This is a genomic window from Rhizobium sp. Root491 (assembly GCF_001427205.1).
Classification (GTDB): Bacteria; Pseudomonadota; Alphaproteobacteria; order Rhizobiales; family Rhizobiaceae; genus Agrobacterium; species Agrobacterium tumefaciens.
On the sequence record NZ_LMFF01000012.1, the window covers coordinates 18244 to 38083 of the forward strand.

Annotated in this window: 15 protein-coding genes and 1 pseudogene; 2 read left to right on the forward strand and 14 right to left on the reverse strand. The window is 57.3% G+C overall.

What is annotated here, in order from left to right:
• Positions 1-37: 37 nt before the first annotated feature.
• The 8 genes and pseudogenes from ASD46_RS11100 to odc2 form a co-directional block, all read right to left on the reverse strand.
• Entirely contained in the window at positions 38-1144 is a 1107-nt protein-coding gene (locus ASD46_RS11100) for an acyltransferase family protein (protein WP_025595897.1), read from the reverse strand.
• A 277-nt stretch (positions 1145-1421) separates the two neighbouring features.
• Positions 1422-1865 carry a glyoxalase superfamily protein gene (locus tag ASD46_RS11105; RefSeq protein ID WP_003510652.1) on the reverse strand — a complete coding sequence of 148 codons (444 nt, stop codon included), beginning with the start codon at positions 1863-1865 and terminating at the stop codon, positions 1422-1424.
• Positions 1866-2077: 212 nt separating this feature from the next.
• Complete coding sequence (locus tag ASD46_RS11110) at positions 2078-2776, reverse strand: OmpW/AlkL family protein (protein WP_025595894.1); 699 nt, start codon at positions 2774-2776, stop codon at positions 2078-2080.
• A gap of 340 nt (positions 2777-3116) precedes the next feature.
• Positions 3117-4352, reverse strand: a pseudogene (locus tag ASD46_RS11115) (MFS transporter); the annotation flags it as partial.
• 91 nt (positions 4353-4443) lie between these two features.
• The gene (locus tag ASD46_RS11120) at positions 4444-4845 is read right to left on the reverse strand and encodes a MarR family winged helix-turn-helix transcriptional regulator (protein ID WP_025595890.1); all 402 of its coding nucleotides are present in this window, start codon (positions 4843-4845) and stop codon (positions 4444-4446) included.
• 90 nt (positions 4846-4935) lie between these two features.
• Positions 4936-6177, reverse strand: a complete 1242-nt coding sequence (locus ASD46_RS11125) for an MFS transporter (RefSeq protein ID WP_025595782.1) — start codon at positions 6175-6177, stop codon at positions 4936-4938.
• Positions 6178-6378: 201 nt separating this feature from the next.
• The gene (locus ASD46_RS11130) at positions 6379-6948 is read right to left on the reverse strand and encodes a GNAT family N-acetyltransferase (protein WP_013761478.1); all 570 of its coding nucleotides are present in this window, start codon (positions 6946-6948) and stop codon (positions 6379-6381) included.
• A gap of 193 nt (positions 6949-7141) precedes the next feature.
• On the reverse strand, positions 7142-8275 hold the full coding sequence (gene odc2, locus ASD46_RS11135) for an ornithine/lysine decarboxylase (protein WP_003510663.1): 1134 nt from the start codon (positions 8273-8275) through the stop codon (positions 7142-7144).
• A 537-nt stretch (positions 8276-8812) separates the two neighbouring features.
• Between odc2 and ASD46_RS11140 the strand changes: the two genes are divergently transcribed.
• Entirely contained in the window at positions 8813-9706 is an 894-nt protein-coding gene (locus tag ASD46_RS11140) for a LysR family transcriptional regulator (protein WP_003510664.1), read from the forward strand.
• A 207-nt stretch (positions 9707-9913) separates the two neighbouring features.
• Here the strand turns inward: ASD46_RS11140 and ASD46_RS11145 are convergent, their stop codons facing one another.
• The 6 genes from ASD46_RS11145 to ASD46_RS11170 form a co-directional block, all read right to left on the reverse strand.
• Positions 9914-10867: a substrate-binding domain-containing protein gene (locus tag ASD46_RS11145; RefSeq protein WP_003510665.1), complete on the reverse strand. Its 954-nt coding sequence runs from the start codon at positions 10865-10867 to the stop codon at positions 9914-9916.
• An 89-nt stretch (positions 10868-10956) separates the two neighbouring features.
• Positions 10957-11958, reverse strand: a complete 1002-nt coding sequence (locus tag ASD46_RS11150; RefSeq protein WP_025595778.1) for an ABC transporter permease — start codon at positions 11956-11958, stop codon at positions 10957-10959.
• A gap of 51 nt (positions 11959-12009) precedes the next feature.
• Positions 12010-13533, reverse strand: coding sequence for a sugar ABC transporter ATP-binding protein (locus ASD46_RS11155; protein ID WP_003510667.1), 1524 nt, complete (start codon positions 13531-13533; stop codon positions 12010-12012).
• A gap of 263 nt (positions 13534-13796) precedes the next feature.
• The gene (locus ASD46_RS11160; RefSeq protein WP_060642271.1) at positions 13797-15302 is read right to left on the reverse strand and encodes a sensor domain-containing diguanylate cyclase; all 1506 of its coding nucleotides are present in this window, start codon (positions 15300-15302) and stop codon (positions 13797-13799) included.
• 174 nt (positions 15303-15476) lie between these two features.
• Positions 15477-16301, reverse strand: coding sequence for a bifunctional allantoicase/(S)-ureidoglycine aminohydrolase (locus ASD46_RS11165; protein ID WP_025595774.1), 825 nt, complete (start codon positions 16299-16301; stop codon positions 15477-15479).
• 143 nt (positions 16302-16444) lie between these two features.
• Entirely contained in the window at positions 16445-17491 is a 1047-nt protein-coding gene (locus tag ASD46_RS11170; protein WP_003510670.1) for a class I SAM-dependent methyltransferase, read from the reverse strand.
• A gap of 316 nt (positions 17492-17807) precedes the next feature.
• On the opposite strand from ASD46_RS11170, the gene ASD46_RS11175 reads away from it, so the two are divergent.
• Positions 17808-19802 (forward strand): putative bifunctional diguanylate cyclase/phosphodiesterase, encoded by a 1995-nt coding sequence (locus ASD46_RS11175; RefSeq protein WP_025595772.1) that lies wholly within the window; start codon positions 17808-17810, stop codon positions 19800-19802.
• The last annotated feature ends 38 nt before the right edge of the window (positions 19803-19840 follow it).

Consider the following 19840-nt stretch of genomic DNA (forward strand, 5'->3'; position numbering starts at 1 on the left):
CGGCATTGCCGTTACCTGCGGCAATGCCCGGCCTATTTTACGCCGATGAGACCACCTCATGAGCAGACTGGCGGGACGCCAACTTCTTTCCGAACTTCTGGGACGGCAATTCAATGAAGTTATAGCTCAAATAAGCCATGACCACCGTTAGAACCCAAGCCAATACGATCATGACATGAACCGGATAGGGAGCTAGTTGTCTGTACGGAAGAATGTATTCCACGACAGGCTGGGCTACGGGCCCAAGTAGATAGACAGAATAGCTTATCGCGCCAAGCCAGACAAATATCGGATGCGTGATACGAAGTTTTGTCGTGAACAGAGCAAAAAGTGCCATTCCTGAATAATAGGCGATGGTATAGCGATACCAAGTCTCACCAAAGCCCATATCAACATTATAACTCAGAAAACTGACGAGTGGCACCGTAAAGACCACAAGAAGGGAAGTGAATATGATAAGCCGCCGCATATACACATCAGCCTGATCAACGGCTCCGTGACGCCACAACAAACCCCAAAACATCACAGTAAGCCCAAGCGGAATAGCGACCGGTAACTTGATGCCCAAAGCATAACGCGCAGCACCCATGGCAACCGCGCACAGCAGGAAGAACACCACCGCACCGACCGCACCCTCTGGCTTATGGAGGAGTCTAACATAAAACAGCATTGCGCTGACGACATAAAAAACGATTTCTATCTGTAGCGTCCAGTAAACACCGAGAATATTTTGCTGTCCCAGAAATTGCTGCAGCATCGTTACATTGGCGAGGATTTGGGTGATCGTAAAAAGATCTCCTCGCACGAGTGGAATGATTGCCACGGCAAGGGCTATCGACACCCAATATGCGGGATAAAGCCTGAAAAATCGGGAAAATGCAAAGCTGCGCAAGGGCGCTTTGCTCGCCTTCAGAAGAGAAAATGGGATAACAAAACCGGAAACAGCGAAGAACATGACAACGGCAATTTTTCCGATATCAAAGTATTCACTAAAAATATTAAACAAAAAATACTCAACCGCATTATTCGTGTATTTATTTTTGTAAGCTACTTCTGCAATGTGAAAATACACCACTGCCAAAGCCGCTATACCGCGAATAGAATCGACATATAGCCAACGACCAGGAACACGATCTTCGCTCATAAATACCTCATTTAGAAAATATATAAAATATAATAAATGTATATTTACAACATACTACAATGCGCTCGAAACGCAAATAGCGGGCAGTCGTTTCTTTCATCTACTTCAGCGAATGACGACGTGCAGGCACTATCAAAGTCCACTCTCCACGGGCACAATGACATCAGCGACGCGAGTGTAGCACCTGTTAAATGCATCCCGGCCCCACGGACCGGAATGCAGCGCTATCCATCTTGGCCCAGCCTGTGAGGCATCACAACAGCCTATGCCCGTTTCCCTACCAGACCAGCTCAACCTGTGGCCTACCGTTGGAGGTTTTCTCCACGGTACGTCCGGACGTATCGATATTGCAGTGGATACGCTGCCTGAAAGCCGAGAAGCTTTCGAAGGTCACCACATCCACGGGATCGTCGAGATGCAGGGTCAGCCGGTAGCGTTCCGGGTCGCCGCCGAGCGTTTGCACGCCCAGAACGGAGGCTACGAAGGGTTGGCCTAGATAGAGACCTTCCACCCGGGAACCAAGAAGATAGGGATTGAATGCGGGACGGTTTCCCGCCGTGGCATGCAGGGTGTTCCAGTCGCGGAAGCCATATTGCGCGGCGATGAGTTCCAGCGCCTTTGAATGGGTGATTGCCTGCCCCTGCCCTTCAAGGGCGGCGCGCAGCCGTTTTGCCTGCTCTTTCAGTCCCTCAAGCGCGGGAAGCGGTTTGGACACGTTCATAACGGTTCTCCAACATGCGCATGCCGTATTTTTCCGAAGGGGTCCGCGTTGCCATCGACGACATGCAAAACATGGGGATGACCGTTATTCCAAAAAGAGCTTCACCAAGGGCGTAAACGCCTGCGGACGGCCGGGGCTCTTCTGCCCGTGGCCGTCCATATAGCTTAGAAAGCGCCGCCCGTCAAAGGCAGCGACGGCGCGAGGCCAAGGGCTCAGAAGCGATAGGTGATACCCGCACCGATCAACCAGGGATCGAGTTTCGCTTTGCCGCTGATTGGCGCACCGCCAAGTTCTGCGGTCCAGTCGGTCTTCAGGAAAATCTTCTTCACGTCGAAGTTCACGCCCCAATGTTCGTCCAGCATATAGTCGAAACCCACCTGCACGGCCGCGCCGAACTTGTTCTTGACATCAAGATTGCTGAAGCCGGGTTTTTCGGACTGGTTGTAGAACATCGAATAGTTCACGCCCGCGCCGATATAGGGCTTGAAGGCGCCGAAATCAGTAAAGTGATATTGCAGGGTCAGCGTCGGCGGCAGCAACCATGTCTTGCCCACCGGCGTGCCGGCCAGCACACCCTCGCCGTTGATCTTGGCGTATGTGGTGCCGAGGATGAGTTCGGCAGCGATATTCGGGGTGAAGAAATAGCTGATGTCGAGTTCAGGAATAACCGTATCCGAATATGAGAGACCCGCACCCGGCACACCGTCAACGCTGCCGCTGTCATGGGTGATGACCCCGAGACCACGCACGCGCAGCATCCATGGGCTCGCCGCCGCAATCGCCTCTTCAGCGGTGGGGGCTGGTGCCGGCGTGGCCAGATCTGCCGCCATCGCGTTGGCCGACATCAGCATCGCCGCGACGCTCACCGTCACACTGGCAAGCAAGGCGGTTTTTTTCTTCCTGTTCGTCATTCCATCTCTCCTATCGCGCGCCGCAGCCGGGCAAGCCCGGGAAACCGGCTGATGGCGGCGGGCCTTCGCGAATCCTCGCTTGCCGCAGCCGCTACAGCCACTATCGCCAAGGGAGAGGTGAGCGGATTGAGATGGATCAAACCGAAAGGCGAACGATAAGCCAGGGCAGCTACCCGGTGCTTGGTGTGACAAATACGCAACGGATAGCCATGACAACGGTCAAAATAGCGGGCCCGGCAGTCGGAAGTCGGCCTGCTTTCACAAGCCATCTCCTTTGCAATCTCAGGCGGCCTGCGGTGCCAAAGTCGCGGAACCCGGCTTTTTGAGAAGCAGCCGAGACAGCAGCGATCATGCACATCACGCCGGCAATCTGCAGTGCGGGCATGTATGTGTCGAAGTCGCTCTTGAAGAAACCTGCGCCAAAGGCAGCGGTGGCGGCCCCCAACTGATGCCCCGCAAACACCCAGCCGAAAACCAGGCCCGCTTTTTCGCGGCCGAAACTCTCAGCGGCAAGCTTCACCGTTGGCGGCACGGTTGCCACCCAGTCCAGCCCGTAAAACACGGCGAAGACCGAAAGCTCCACGAAGCTGAAGCCCGAGAAGGAGAGATAGATCAGGGACAGCCCGCGCAGACCGTAAAACCAGAAGAGCAGGAAGCGGTTGTCGAAACGGTCGGAAAGCCAGCCGGCAAAGATGGTGCCGAAGAAATCGAAAATGCCGATCACCGCCAGCGTGCCGGCCGCCGTGACCGCCGCCATACCGAAATCACCGCAGATGGAAATCCAGTGTGTCTGAATAAGGCCGTTGGTGGAAAGTCCACAGACGAAGAACGTGCCGAAAAGCACCCAGAAAACCGGGTTTCCGGACACGCTCTTCAACGTCAGTATCGGGGATGCCAGTGTTGCAAGAAACTTGTGGTCCTGCTTCGGCGGTTTTACCACCACCGTCTCGCCATAGGCTGGCAGGCCGACATCGGCGGGATGGTCACGCATCAAGAGCAGCACGAGAATCATGGCGATCGCAATCACCGCAACGGATAGCGTCAGCGCGGTGCGCCAGCCATAAGCCTCCGTCAGCGCCGCGAGCAAAGGCAGAAATACCAGCTGGCCGGTGGCGTTGCTGGCCGTCATCAGGCCGATCACCAGTCCCCGGCGCTTTGAAAACCAGCGCGATGCCACGGTCGCGCCCAGCACCAGTGCCGTCATGCCGGTGCCAACACCGATCACCACGCCCCATAGCAGCAACAGCTGCCACACCTCAGTCATGAAGAACGAGGCGACGATGCCGCCCATGATCAGCGCAAGGGCCGTCGACACGACCTGGCGAATACCGAAATGGTTCATGAAGGCAGCGGCAAAGGGCCCGAGCAGGCCGAAGAGCACCAGCCTGACCGCCATGGCAGATGAAATATCGGCAATATCCCAGCCGAACTCCTGATGCAGCGGCTGGATCATCACCCCGGCCGATCCCATCGCGCCGGCGGTTGCCAGCATCGTCAAAAAGGTGGTTGCAGCAACAAGCCAGCCATAATGTATGTTTCTGTCGGCCATCCAGCTGGCAAGGCGTGTGGAGAGCATGTTCAAAATCCCTTTCCAGCGGCCAGCGGCCGAAATTTTACGGGTATATACCCTATATTGCGGGCAGATACCCGTTTTATCATCAAAAAAATTACAGGGCTGCGAGTAGTTCCTGCAATTGAGCGGTCTTTTCCGGGCCAAGCCGGGCCTCGATTTCGTCCTGTACTCCGTCCCAGAGGGGCGCGCCTGTTTTCAGTATCTGCTGCCCCTGCTCCGTCACAGTCAGCATCGCTTCGCGCTGATCTTCGCCATGGCCGACGGCCACCAGCCCCATCCGGGCCAGCACCTTGGTATTGCGGCCAACGGTCGAGCGGTCCAGTTCGACCCGCGCGGCGAGATCGGTGAGCGACACCGGCGCCATGCGGTTGATGTTCCGCAACAGGCTGAACTGGCCGATATTGACGCCAAGCGGCGCCAGCGCCTCATCGTAATAGGACGAGACCTTACGGGATGCTTTGCGCAGCAGGATGCAGTGACAACTATCGTTTGGCATTTGTCTCGGGTATATACCCGCAAAATGCCGAATGCAAGAGGCACTATAAGATCATGCAGGGACAATGACCGACTACAGCGCCGCGGCACTTCAGAAACGCAGCCGGAGAAGACCGTAGACCGCCAGAACCGCACAAACAGCGGCTCCAATCAGATAGGGCATATGCAGCGCCTCGATGCGGCCGAAGGCCGGTTCGGCAATGGTGACCAGAACGCCAGCGGCAAATGCGCCGAACGACATCGCACCCCAACCGAAAAACCGGTAGACGGAATTGACGCGTCCAAGCAACTCGTCCGGAATGAGCCGTTGCCTGTAGCTCACGGTCACCACATTCCACAACATACCCGCCGCAGCCTCGAGAAATAGGCCGACTGCTACCAGTGGCGCGGAACTCGAAAGGCCGAGCACCAGATTGAACAGCGCAAATGTGCATAGCGCCAGAACGAGGCTTGTCCTCGCACCCAGTCTACGGGCGAACCACGGCGAAGCCAGCCCGCCAAGAACACCGCCAACAGCGCCGCATGTCAACAGCACGCCATAGGCTGTCGCGGAAAGATCGAGCACCTCCTGCGCATAGAGAACGAGGACCGTCATTCCTCCAACGAATACGGCGTTGACTGCCCCCAGCATGATGGCAAGCCGCAGGATCATCGTATTGCGCCGCATCCAGCCAAGCCCCTCTCGCAATGCGGGCCAGAAAGAGACTATGCCGGACGGTTTGCGTGGCGGCAGCACGATAAGCCAAACCAATGCCGCCGAAACCGCGTAAAAACTGGCATCCAGACCAAAGGGAATGGCAATGCCCGCGGCAATCAGCAAGCCTGCCAGTGGCGGGCCGATGAATTGGCCAGTGACCTGTTCGGCGCTCCACATCTGACCATTGGCATGTTCGAGATCGCTCGGTGCGACAAGTGAAGGCAATATCGTCTGGGCTGCATTGTCCCGCACGACCTCAGCGCAACCGAGAAGGAAAGCGATTACCGCCAGTGAAAAAATAGCCGCCGATCCCGATTCTGCCGGTGACGGCAGGTTTGCAGTGGTGGAGATCATGCCGACCGCGCAGATCATCAGCGCCAGCCGAACCACATCGGCCCGCACCATAAGCAGGCGCCGGTCACTTCGATCCGTCCAGACACCGACGGGAAGCGCGAACAGCAGCCAGGGCAGCCGTTGCGCCACCGCAATCATAGAGATCAAGAGCGGATCGCTGGTCAGCAGGGTTGCAAGCCAAGGTATCGCCACCATCGAAATGCCATCGGCAAGATTGGATACGGCGCTCGCGGAAAACAGAAGACGGTAGTCACGGTTCGTTCTGAGTAGAGCTGCCTGCATAGCTGATCTCCGCTTTTGAAATCACGCGGGTGCAGACATATCCGATGCAATGTCCAAAAAAGCCAAATGCAACTTTGTCGCCGCCCGAACCGGTATCACGTCCGAACCCGCAGCTTTGCATAAAAGAACATTTTGCAGCAATCCAATTTCAGCCGGATCAACCCCGGCCGTTCAGCCGGGGCATTAGATACGGATATCGTCTCAGGCAGAGAGCCTGCGGCCGCTTGCGACCAGCATACCAGCCGCACCTTCCAGCCAGCCGGCTTTGAGTTCAAGCGCCAGAAAACGGCTGCGCTCGAACGGGCCGGGCATGATCAGGTGCTGGGCCTTATCGGCAAAAAAGCCGAAGCGCTCATAATAGGCGGCGTCGCCGACCAGAAGAATGCCGCCATGGCCACGTTTGGTTGCCTCGGAGATTGCCGCACGCATCAGCGCCGAACCGATGCCCTTGCCCTCATGGGCAGCATCAACCGCAAGCGGGCCAAGCAGCAGCGCTTCGACAGCGCGGCCTTCGCGCGAAATGCCAGCTTCGACATTCCACAGGCGCACCGTGCCGATGACATGGCCGTCCTCGTCACGGGCAACGAGCGCCAGACCTTCCGCTGGCACGCGGCCGGCGCGCAGCTTTTCGGAAGACTTGCGGCGGCGGCCAGCGCCCATGGCGCGGTCGAGCAGGTTTTCACGGGCAACGACATCGCCCGGATTTTCCTGATCGACATGAAATGTCTGCGGGGTGAAAAATGCACGTACCGAATTCAGAAGAGCGGCCATCTCTCGGCCCTCCATCACACAACCGCCCACACGCGGCCCTTGATCAAAAATGGTGGAGCCGTTCCGGCCCGCCGACACGCTTTCCTCGGCTGGAAGAGGAGCAGCAAGCAGGGATTTGCGCAACAGCACAATCGGCAAAGCCGGAACGGAAGCTTGTTCGAGACGCCGCCTTACTCAGCGGGCGGCGTTCGGATCAGATGACGTAGGCTTTCAGCGGCTCGAAACCGTTGAAGGCAACCGCCGAATAGGTCGTCGTATAGGCACCTGCGCCTTCGATCAGAACCTCGTCGCCGATGGTCAGAGAGACCGGCAACGGGTACATGTTCTTTTCGTACAGCACGTCGGCGCTGTCGCAGGTCGGACCGGCCAGAACGCAAGGCTCCATCTCGTCCTGATCGCGCTCGGTGCGGATCGGGTAGCGGATAGCCTCATCCATCGTCTCGGCGAGACCGCCGAACTTGCCGATGTCGAGGAACACCCAGCGATGGTTGTCGTTGTCGGACTTGCGCGACACGAGAACAACTTCCGCCTTGATGACGCCAGCGTTACCCACCATGCCACGGCCCGGCTCAATGATCGTCTTCGGGATCTGGTTGCCGAAGTGCTTGCGCAGCGCCGTGTCGATAGCCTGGCCGTATTCTTCGGCAGCAGGAACGTCGCGCAGGTACTTGGTCGGGAAACCACCGCCCATATTGACCATCTGCAGGTGAATACCCTGCTTGGACAGCGAAGCGAAAACGCGCTTGGCATCGCCCAGCGCTGCATCCCATGCGTCGAGATTCATCATCTGCGAACCGACATGGAAGGAAACGCCGTAGGATTCGAGGCCCAGCTGATGTGCGTAGACCAGAACATCAACAGCCATCTGCGGTACGCAGCCGAACTTGCGCGACAGCGGCCATTCGGCACCTTCACCGTCCGTCAGCACGCGGCAGAAGACGCGCGCGCCAGGAGCGGCACGGGCAACCTTCTCGACTTCCTCATGGCTGTCGACGGCGAAGAGATCGATGCCGAGCGCGTAAGCGCGGGCGACATCGCGTTCCTTCTTGATGGTGTTGCCGAACGAGATCCGGTCGGACGTTGCACCTGCATCAAGCGCCATCTGGATTTCAGCCACGGAGGCGCAATCGAAGTTCGAGCCGAGCGAAGCAAGCAGCTTCAGGATTTCGGGAGCCGGGTTTGCCTTGACCGCATAGTAGATCGCGCTGTTCGGCAGGGAATGCCGGAACGCGTTGAAATTGTCGCGCACGACGTCGAGGTCGACGACGAGGCAAGGCCCTTCGGGACGTCGGGTCTTGATGAAATCGAGAATGCGTGCAGTCGTCATCGATATATTCCCTATAAAACCGGCTCCGGAAAATCCGGAGGACAAAGGACGCTCGAGATATGCATACGAATCAGCCGGTGGAGGCGCAGAATCGATAGCATACGCTCAAGGCGCAAATATGAATGACGCCCTGCCAGAGCATCATTCGGCTTTGTCTGCCATCGATTGGAGGGAATGACCCGACCGCACTTCAGGCAATGATGGTGTGCCTCTTCAGTACCCCGGCTGATGGAAAGCCGGCAGAGAACCAGAAAGGCCCGCACCGTCGTTGCTTCATATGTCCTCGCATTTCCCGGTTGGCCGGAATAGCGACTGGAGGGGTTAGTTCCAGGTACCTTACCGAACTCCTCACCACATCGAGGACTCGGCGGACACACATGGGCACGTGCGACTTTGGGCAGCACGGGAGATAAGAATATTCGCCGTCATAATCAAGAGGATTTTTTCACCATATAGCGGATTTTTTCGGCAACCATTTTACGGGTTGAACAGTCGCGCCTCAGCGTTCAATTATATGGAACGAACCGGAGGATTTTCATGGACACTCTCACCCGCATCCGCGCCTTTATCGACGTTGTCGAAGCGGAGGGTTTTTCCGCCGCTGCCCGCAAGACCGGGCGTTCCAAGGCGCTTTTGTCCAAATATGTCCGGGAACTGGAAGATGATCTCGGTGCACTGCTTCTCAACCGCACCACCCGGCAATTCTCGCTGACGGAGGCCGGCCATACATATTACCGCACCGCCTCCGACATTTTGAAGGAGATCGACAACCTCGCCGATCTGGTGCGCGAGAAGAATGCCGATCTGAAGGGCAAGCTCAGAATATCCGTTCCGCGCACCTTCATCGACGCCGATGTTGGCCAGAGCCTCATCGATTTCGCCAAGGAAAATCCGGAACTGTCTCTGGAAATCGTCGCCGATGACCGATTCGTCGATCTGATCGAGGAAGGGTTCGACCTTGCGATTCGCATAACGCGTCTGGAAGATTCAGGCCTCATCGCCCGCAAGATCTCCGATTTCCGGGTCTATGCAGTAGCAACGGCGGATTTTGTCGCCAGACACGGCCCGCTCAATGGTCCGCAGGACTTTTCCCGCGTGCCCTTCATCATCGACACCAACACCCGCTTCCACAACACCGTGCGTTATCTTGAAGCGGATGGCGGCTCGAACTCCGTTACCATCAGTGGACCGATCGAGGTGAACAGCCCGCAGGCGACACTGCGCGCCGCCCGCGCAGGGCTTGGCATCGCCATGGTGCCGGACTTCATTGCAAGACCCTTCATCCAGTCCGGCGAGCTTGTGACCCTGTTCGACGACTATATTTCAAAAGACCGCGGCATATATGCCGTCTACCCCCACCGCCGTTACCTTCCCGCCAAAGTGCGCAGCTTCGTGGATTATCTCTCGGCGTGGTTCAGGAAAAATGGATGAAGAGCGGGGGAGCGGTATAGTTTCCGCCGACCTTCCCCTCGTCATGCCGTATTTAATCCGGCATCGAGCCGCGGCGCGCCCGCGCTATGAAGGACTCTATCGCGATCAACGACCTGATCGCGCTGCACCCCGAATCTGGTCCGGGGTGCAGGAGTGCGGATGCAACGCCTGCCTTTCAGCGGGCGTTGCTTAGCCGGAAACGGCTTATCAGAACGGCGAATCCGGGAAGTAGAACTGCTTGGCATTGTCCTTGGTGATGAGCGTAGCGTCGAGAATATACTCGCCAGCAACAGGCACCTGATCGTAAAAATGACCTGCCGTAAGCTGCATGGCGGTCGCCACCATCGCTGGCGGATAGAGCACGTCGACCGGAATTAGCTTGTCGCCGTCCATTACGCGCTTGATCATGTCCTTGGAACCGGCGCCAGCAACGATATACTTGATATCGGTGCGTTTCGCCTGCTGAATTGCCTCCAGCACGCCAACCGCCATGTCGTCGTCCTGACACCAGACCACGTCGATCTTCTTGTATTTGGTCAGGTAGTCCTGCATCACGCGGAAGGCGTCGTCGCGGTTCCAGTTGCCGTACTGGCGGTCGAGAACCTTGACGCTGGAGCCGGCAATACCCTTGTCGAAACCATCCTGGCGCTGCTGGTCGATCGGGATCGGCAGACCGCGAATGACCACCACTTCCGCATCAGGCGTGGTTTTCTTGATGTATTCGCCTGCCACTTGTCCGAGTGCCGGATTGTTACCCGCAACGTAGAGATCGCGGATCGAATTGTCGTTGACGCTCGGCGCGCGGTCGACGAGCGCGACAAAGGTGCCCTTGTCCTTGATCTCCTTGATGGCGTTGACGAGCGGATCGGGATCAGACGGCAGCACGACCAGTGCGTCCAGCCCCTGCACGGCAAGATCCTGAAGCGCGTTTGCCTGGTTGGCGGCATCCGGCGAGGTCTTGACGATGACGTTCAGACCCGGATGCTCCTTCATCAGAAGCTTTGCCACCCGTTCGGCATGGTAAACGACGCCCGCCGTCCAGCCGTGGTCGGCCGCCGGAATAGATACCCCGATCGTTACCTTCTTCTCCTGCGCATGGGCAGAACCCGCAAGAACGGCAGCCAGCGCGACAAATGCCACGCCGATGAATTTTCTACGCATAGTCTCTTCCTCCCAAGACCGGGGCGTTCCTCCTGTTTAAACCGCGCATGCCCCAGATTGCGCGGCCAGATGTCTCATCGATCGTCCGGCTATCTGCGGCTGAGCGAACGCTGCACCAGCATGGCGATGATGATGATCGCGCCCTGAATGGCACCGATCAGATATTCGCTGACGAAGTTCGACAGGATCATGATGTTGCCAACGATCTCCAGAATGAAGGCGCCGCAAATCGTACCCCAGATGCGGCCCACACCACCCCGTAGCGCCGTGCCACCGACGACAACGGCGGTGATGGCCTGCAACTCCCACAACATGCCTGTAGTGGCCGAGGTGGAGGCAAGACGCGGTACGTAAAGCAGGACGGCAACGGCGACGCAAAGCCCCTGAACCACATAGGCAATCGTGCGGACGCGAACGACCGAGATACCGGAGTAACGCGCCACATCCTCGCTGGAACCCACCGCCGTCAGATGCCTGCCGTAACGGGTACGGTAAAGCACGAAAGCGGCGATGGCGGCAGTGACGAAGATGACAATGACCGGCACCGGCACACCGATCACATTGCCGAAATAGACCGGGCGATAAAGCGTCTGGATTTCCGGGTTGCGCAGCGTGATCGCGCCACCCTGCGACAGCCAGGTGGTCAGCCCACGATAAATGCCCATGGTGCCAAGCGTGGCGATGAAGGGCTCGATGCGGCCGATGGTGGTGATGAGGCCGTTTGCAAGCCCGCAAGCGGCACCGATGGCGATAGCCAGCGCCATGGCGGCCAGTAGCATCACCAGCGGATTGGCAATAACGCCACTGTTCATGAACAGGATCATCAGGCTGGCAACGAAAGCCACCATCGCGCCGACGGAGAGATCAAGTCCGCCGGATGTGATGACATAGGTGGCGCCGAGCGCAATGATGGCGATGAAGGCGCTGCGGGTAACCACGTTCAGCAGATTGTCGATACCGATGAAATTCGGATTGGCGACGGCGCCGAGAACCAGCAGCAAAGCCAGCGCCACAAAGGGCGCAACGGCGCGCAGGTCCCAGTCTTTCGAGGTCTTCGGCGTTTTGCCGTTATCAAGTGCGGCCTCAGTCATATTTCCCCTCAATTGTCTTTTCTTCAGGCCAATCTGCCGGGACATCAGCCCTCAGGCGAATTCCTGCGTGTGCACGCCAGTCGCGAGTGCCACGATATCGTTTTCGGTCATGCGTTCCCCCGTCACCTCGCCGACGATCCTGCCGGAGCGCATTACAAGGACGCGGTCGCAGATGCCGATCAGTTCCGGCATCTCCGAGGACACGACGATGATCGACCTGCCCTCGTCTGCAAGCTTTGCTATGAAACGGTAGATCTGTTCCTTGGTGCCGATATCGATGCCGCGTGTTGGCTCGTCGATGATGACGATCGATGGATCGAGCAGCATCATCTTGGCGAGCAGCAGCTTTTGCTGGTTACCGCCGGACAGCTGGCCCGCGAGCAAGTCCTTACTTCCCGTGCGAATATCGAAATCACGCACCGCATCATCGAGCGCTGCCTTCTCTCGACGGATATCGATCTGGAACAGGCGGCTGAATTTCCTCAGCGAGGCGAGTGTGAGATTGACCCGCAAGTCCTTCGTCAGCAGCAATCCCTTGCCCTTCCGATCCTCGCTCAGATAAACGATACCGGCCTTCAGACTGTCTTCCGCCTTTGCAAAATGCACAGGCTTTCCGAGATGGCGGATCGTCCCCCGCCCTGGACGCAGGCCAAGCACGCCCTCCATAAGCTCCGTTCTGCCCGCGCCGACGAGACCAGCAAAACCGAGGATTTCGCCCTTTCGCAGGCTGAAACCGGCATCCTGCGCATAGCCGGGAACGGTGAAATGCTCCACCTGTAAGACAGGCTCGTGCTCGCCGCCGGCGTTCCTGTCCGGATAGAGCTTGGCGACATCGCGTCCCACCATCAACCGCGCCATATCGGCGGGCTCAAGCGCCGATATTGGGTGGGAGCCGACCAACCTGCCATCGCGCAGAACGGTCACACGGTCGGCAATCTCCTTCACCTCCGGCAGGCGGTGCGAAATATAGAGCACGGCCACGCCCTTTGCCCTTATGTCCCTGATAACGTTCAACAGCGCATCGGTTTCAATGGGCGTGAGGCTTGCGGTCGGCTCGTCGAAAATGACGACGCGATGCGGCACGAGCAGAACGCGGGCTATCTGCACCAGCTGGCGCTGGGCAATCGACAGGCTGCCGACGACGGCATCGGGATCGATCGTACCGCCGAGATCGGCGATAGCCCTCAGGGCGCCGGCACGCATGGCGCGGTCGTCCATCATCGGGCCTTTGCACAATTCGCGGCCCAGATAGATGTTCTGAGCCACCGTCAGATCCGGGGCCAGCAATATTTCCTGATGCACGAGAACGATGCCGCGATGTTCGGCGTCGACAGGTCCGCTCAACGTAACTGCCTCGCCATCGATCCTGATTTCCCCACTCGAAGGCTTCTCATTGCCCGCAAGCAGTTTCATCAACGTCGATTTGCCAGCCCCGTTCTCGCCAATGATGGCGTGAACTTCACCGGCGCGCACGGCAATCTCTATATCCTTCAGAACCTGGACGGGACCGAAAGACTTGGACAACCCGACAGTCCGTATAAGGACCTGATCTGGAGATTCCTCAGCAAAAGCCATGTGTCGTCACCGGTACCCGGTGCGAATGAACGGATCTTGCCCCTCGATTTTACTTGAAATCATCATGCGCGAACTCCTCCCAAAGCTCTTGGGAAGAAGCTAACGTCCGTTTTGAGGTACGTAAAGCAAATTTCGCTGGTCTTTTAGAATACACTCAAATTTGACCAGGACGATGGCGCCTAAAGGCTAAAAAATAGGCGGCCATGGTCCCGCAGAGCGTTGGAAATCCTCAGTGAGGCAAGGCACACACGGGATGCCTGTGGCTAGAGAAGGCGCTTCAGGGAGCTGGCTTCCGGTTGCGGGGAGGCCTTCGTTGTATCGCTGTTGTCGGCAGACCTGTTGCGCATCGCGGCGTAATAGGCGTTTTTCTGCTCGTACATATGCATGTCTGCACGGCGCACCAGCGATTCCATTGTCTCTCCGGCCTCGCTGGTTGCCACGCCCAGCGAAAGACTAAGCGGCGCATTGGAGTAGAACTGGTTGTTGATCTTCAGCAGTTCGTAAATCGTATCCACCATCGCCGCGGCGATCTGCTTGTCTGCGCCGGGCAAAAGGATCGCAAATTCATCACCGCCAATGCGCGCAGCATGGTTTGGCGCAGTAACGACACCGTTCAGGACTTCGCCAAGGCGCMGCAACAGTGCGTCGCCTGCGTCGTGCCCTAGCTTGTCATTGGCGTCCTTGAGGCCATTGAGATCGATGACGATGGCCGAAACGGGCCGGATCGTGCTGCGTTCCAGCCTGTTCATTTCGTCCGAATAGAAGGCGCGATTGTGCAGCTTGGTCAGCACATCGTGCTTGCCGAGATATTCGAGATAGGCTTCCGCCTTTTTCCGCGCCGTAATATCAGTCAGCGCGACCTGCACCAGTGACCAGTCGCGTTCGTGGCCCGGAAAAACGGAGAAATGCAGCAGCACGTGCCGCTCTGAACCATCCAGCGCGTAGTTCACCACTTCGCGATGATGGTTAAGATTGCCGTTCCACAGCTCCATCAGCTGTTCGCGGAAGGGCTTTTCCATTTCACCACGGAAAATATCGCCAAGCCGCTGCAAAAGAACCTGGCGGTCCGGCGCACAAAACAGGTCAAGTGTTGCCCGGTTGACGTCGATCACGCGGATTTCGCTCATGCATTGGCGCACGAATTCGGGATGCACATCCATGAACACCCGGAAGTCGATGATGCCGCGTTCCCTGACCTCCTCGATCAGACGCCGAACCCGGCTGAAATCCTCCACCCACAGGGAAACAGGCGAATGTTGGAACATGCCTTCAGCATAACGGCGGTTGAAAAGCTCCTTGCGGCGAGCCTCCTCACGTTCCGTCACATCCTCTGTGGTCAGCAGCAACCGCCCGAGTGTCTGTTCGTAGCCGGGTATGACCGCACCGCGCAGCTGGATATCCAGTCGCTTTCCGCCAATCGAGTAATTGACGGCGTTGCTGATGAATTCGGTTTTTCCAGCCCAAAGCTCGGAAAGCTCGTTCACATGGCTTTCAAGCATGTCATCGCGGAAAATCCGGTGCAGATTATCGATCAGATGCGCCTTGTCCCGCGCTTCGAACAGTTCAAGTGTCTTGGCATTAACCTGCACGACGCAGATTTTCTGCGAGCACGCCGCCACCCGCGACAGATCTTCCAGCAAAAACGCCCGGATATCCTCGACGCCCTGCGCCCGCCAGATATCGAACTGGCTTTTCACCTCGCTGAAATCCTCGATCCACATCGCCACAGGGGCAAGATTGAAGATATTGGTATCGATCGTTTCAATCATACGGGCAGTCTTCTTCAGGATAATAAGGGCGGATGCCGAATGCCGAAATCGTGCGAGACAGCGATGACTGACCGCATATCTGGATTTATTAGGGATATTCGATCCAACGCAAGCCTTTATCGCGCAAGCCAACGTATTGCGCGATAAATCTAGGTTTCGCCAAGATTCCGCCCGTTACCAGAGCTTCACGTGGCGGTTCACATCCTTGTAGAGCAGGTAGCGGAAACGGCCCGGCCCGCCTGCATAGCAAGCCTGCGGGCAAAAAGCGCGCAGCCACATGAAATCACCCGCCTGCACTTCCACCCAATCCTCGTTCAGCCGGTAAACCGCCTTTCCTTCCAGCACGTAAAGACCGTGCTCCATGACATGGGTTTCCATGAAAGGAATGGTAGCGCCCGGCTCCAGGCTGACGATGTTGAGGTGCATGTCGTAACGCACGTCGTCGGGATCGATAAACCGGGTAGTCGCCCATTTGCCGTCCGTATCGGGCATCGCCGACAGAGCGTGTTCATCTTCATGCGTGAAGATCGCCGGCGGCGGCTCCAGCCCGTCCACCGCCTGAAACGCCTTGCGGACCCAGTGGAACTTGACCGGTGCCGCGCCGGAATTGCGCAGCTGCCAGCGCGAGCCGGCGGGCAGGAAGGCGAAGGAGCCGGTCCGCAATGCATGCTGCACGCCCTCAAACTCCACGGTCATTTCACCATCAACGACAAAGATCGCCGCTTGCGCCCTTGCGTCCGGCTCCGGCCGCTCGCTGCCGCCGCCAGGCTGCACTTCAACGATATATTGCGCAAAAGTCTCGGAAAAACCGGTCATCGGTCGGGCGATGATCCAGGCCCGGGTCCCTGTCCAGTGCGGGAGCACGCTCGTCACGATATCGGACATGACGGTTTTGGGGATGACCGCATAGGCAGTCTTGAAAACAGCCTTGCTCGACAGCAGTTCCGTCTGCCCCGGCAGACCGCCCATATCCGAATAATATTTCTTCATTTCAGCCATTCCATTCTGCAACGCATTTCGCGCGAATTCTTAGGCCTGTAGCGACGTTTAATCAAATAATTATTGGCGTGCACAAGCCTTGCCGCCCGCATGGTAAAATGCGGGCGGCCTATTTCGCGCGGACATGCGAAATGAGGTTGGGCTCAGGCCTTTTTGCGCATCGTGGCATAGACGATATTGTGGTTTTCGCCGAAAAATACCTCCGCCTCGATACTTGCGGGATCGGCGCTGGCGTTGACGATCCGCCACATATCCGCCTTCGAACGCAACAGCAGCGCCCAGTTCATGAAGGTCTCCATGTAGCCGTCGACCACAATGTCTTCGGAGAAGTTGGCGAAGAGGAACATTCCACCGGGCTTCAGCATCTCCATGCAGCGCCGCGTGAGCTTGATCGCCACCTTGTCATTCAGGTAATCGTAAAGACCGGCAGCATATACCAGATCGAATTTGCCGAGCTCGTGCGAACGCAGGACGATGTCACGCACCGAACCGTCAATCGCCTCGATGCAGCTGCCGTTGAAATCGCGGGCAACGGAACCGACACTCAGGGGATCTTGATCGAGCGCCACCCAGCGCCGGATCTTGCCCTCTTTCAAGGCCACGGATGAATCCGCCTCGCGCAGATGTCCCGATGCAATGGTGAGGATTTCCGTTTCGCTTCCATGCCGGGCCGCAGCCTCGTCAACAAACCGGGTCAGCAAATCCCGCCGCTCGCGGACAGCGACCGAGGAACTGGCGTCCTTCGTATAATTGTAGAGAGCCGCGCCAAGCGGCGTTGCGTTCTTCACCTTATCGGCAACGCTGTCGTGACCGTAGATGAAGTCGAGAAGCTGCGCATCGCCCGAATAGCCCCGCGGCTTTTCGAACGACCAGCGCGTGAAGGGATCTTCCAGAAAATAGTCCGACACGGAGTGATTCTGCACCAGAGGAATCAGTTCAGCCCACACGCTTGAGTGGAGCTTTTCGCGCAGGCCATGCAGTGCGCCTGCCGTTCGATGTATTATCTCATGTGCTGAAACACCATTTTCGAACTGCTGTTGTGCCAATTCGAGAATGATCGCGATCTCTGCTTTCGCAACTGCGAAATGCTCATCGAACGCTTCCGTTTTCCGTGCAAAAATCTCTTTTGCGACAGTATCAGGAGTGATCAGACTTGCCCCGTCCAGATTTCTTTTCTTTACCTGCCTCACTTCAGCCTCCAGTATTAACACATTGTTAACTATACGTTTCTGGGAGACGGAAGGCCACTCGCTTTCGATTTTTGAGCAGTGTAGGGATACATTAGTTTATTAGCGTATTTTTTTGGTCACACTCGTGGACCGGAGGAGAAAGCGGATACGCGATTTAGTGAAACTTAATGTTGCGAGCGTATGATGCGCTCTTGCTTTTCATGTTTCCGCCCGCATGGAGAGAAATCGGCAGGAAATCGCGCTTAGCGTGAAAGTACACGCAAAGGTCGAATAAGCAGTTACTTGATAAAGTATACGCAACACTATGGGAAAGTGCATGAAGCACACGTTAGGCGAGGTGAGTGGACAGCAAGAATATCGGCGGCCGGACGCCCGGTTTTCTGATGAACTTCTTGCCCTTTACCAGCAGGAAGGTGAGCGTAGCCGCCGGGGTTCGATCAGGCGGGGCCTGTGGACGGCTGTTTTCATCTATCTGCTATTTGCCATTACCGACATCATTCTGGTGCCCGACGTCGCCTTTTACACCATAATCGCAAGAGTTATCGTCGTCCTGACGTCCCTGCTGACGCTCGAAATTCAATTGCGCATGGGCGCGAGCACCGCCGCACTTGACCTCACCTGCGCCACTGCGCTCGTCATGGGCTATATTGGCTGGCTTGTGCCCTCGCTCTTGACCGACAATCTCGAAAACATGTCCTATTACATGGTTTTCGGGGCGATTTTCATGATGGGCGCCAATCTGTTTTTCACCTTCCGCTTCCATCTTTCGCTCGTGTCATCGGGCATCATTCTCGTCACCTACTTTCTGGCGGCGACGCAGTTTCCCGAAGATGCGTTCTACAAGCTCGCTTTCGGCACCTTCTATATCTCCTGCTTCGTCTTCACCTCTTACGTGAACTGGAACCTGAACCGGGAACGCTACCACGTCTTTCTCAACGCACTGGAAGCCAAGGCCCAGCAGAAAGCGGCGGACGAGCGTGGGCAGGCGCTGTTGCGGCTTTCAAATACCGATTCCCTGACAGGCCTGCAGAACCGCCGCGCCATCGACCAGCATCTGCGCCTGTTGTGGGACAATTGGAGCAAGAAGGGGGAAGGTTTCGCCGTCTTTCTGATCGACGTGGATTTCTTCAAGAAATACAATGATCGCTACGGCCACCAGGAAGGCGACAAGTGCCTCGTGACGGTGGGCAACGCCCTGCAGGACGCGATCATCGACCATGCCGCCTCCATTGGCCGTTATGGCGGCGAGGAGTTCATCGTACTCGCTCCGTTCAAGTCCAGACAGCAGGTGGGTGAGCTTGCCGAAACCATCCGCCACACCGTCGAAGACCTGTCGCTCTCGCACGATCAGCGCCGAGACGGAACCTTCATCGTCACCGTCAGCATTGGCGCGTCTTTCACCCGTCCCAATCCGGATGGCAAGCTCGAAAAGATCATCAACGAGGCCGACCGGGCGCTTTATATCGCCAAGGCCAATGGCCGCAATTGCATGAAGCTGTTCGATCCGGACGATCCGCAGACCAGCGACGAAACCGAAAATATCGCCGCACTTCTGAAAATCGCTGTCGCGGAAAACCTCGTTTCTCTCGTCTATCAGCCGATCCTCAACATATCGACCAACGAGACGGCAGGAGCCGAAGCGTTGATGCGGCTTCGCCTGCTCGACGGTGGCTCCGTTTCGCCCGGCACCTTTATCCCGATTGCCGAACGCACCGGCACGATAATGGAGCTCGGTCTCTGGACCATAAAGACCGCCTGTCGGCAGATACTGGCCGATGACAAGGTATCGGTGGTCAGCGTCAACGTATCGCCGATGCAGCTGAAGAACCCTGGTTTTGCCACTTCGGTCGCAGCGATCCTCGTTGAGGCGGGGATTGCCGGCGGCAGGCTGGCCTTCGAGATCACCGAGGGTCTGGATATGGAGATGCATTCGGATGTATTGCGCTGTCTGAACGATCTGAAGACGCTCGGCATAAATATATGGCTGGATGATTTCGGAACCGGATTTGCGGGCCTTTCCTGGCTGCGGATGACGGATTTCGATACCGTAAAGATTGACCGCTCCTTCCTGCATGACAGCAAGACACCCCGCGGCCGGGCGATGTTGCAGGACATGATCCGTCTCATCCGCAATCGCGGCCACAAGATCCTGATCGAAGGCGTGGAGACGGAAGAGCAGCTGAGGCTCGTGCGCCAGCTCGAGATCGATTATGCGCAGGGTTATTATATCGGACGCCCGGTCGTCGCCGAAAGGCTGAACGTGGCGACTACCCCCTACCCGCAGCCCAAAATGCTACAGCGCCCCGCCTGATGATGCGATGGCGGTGGCAAGCCGCCGTCACCGACAGG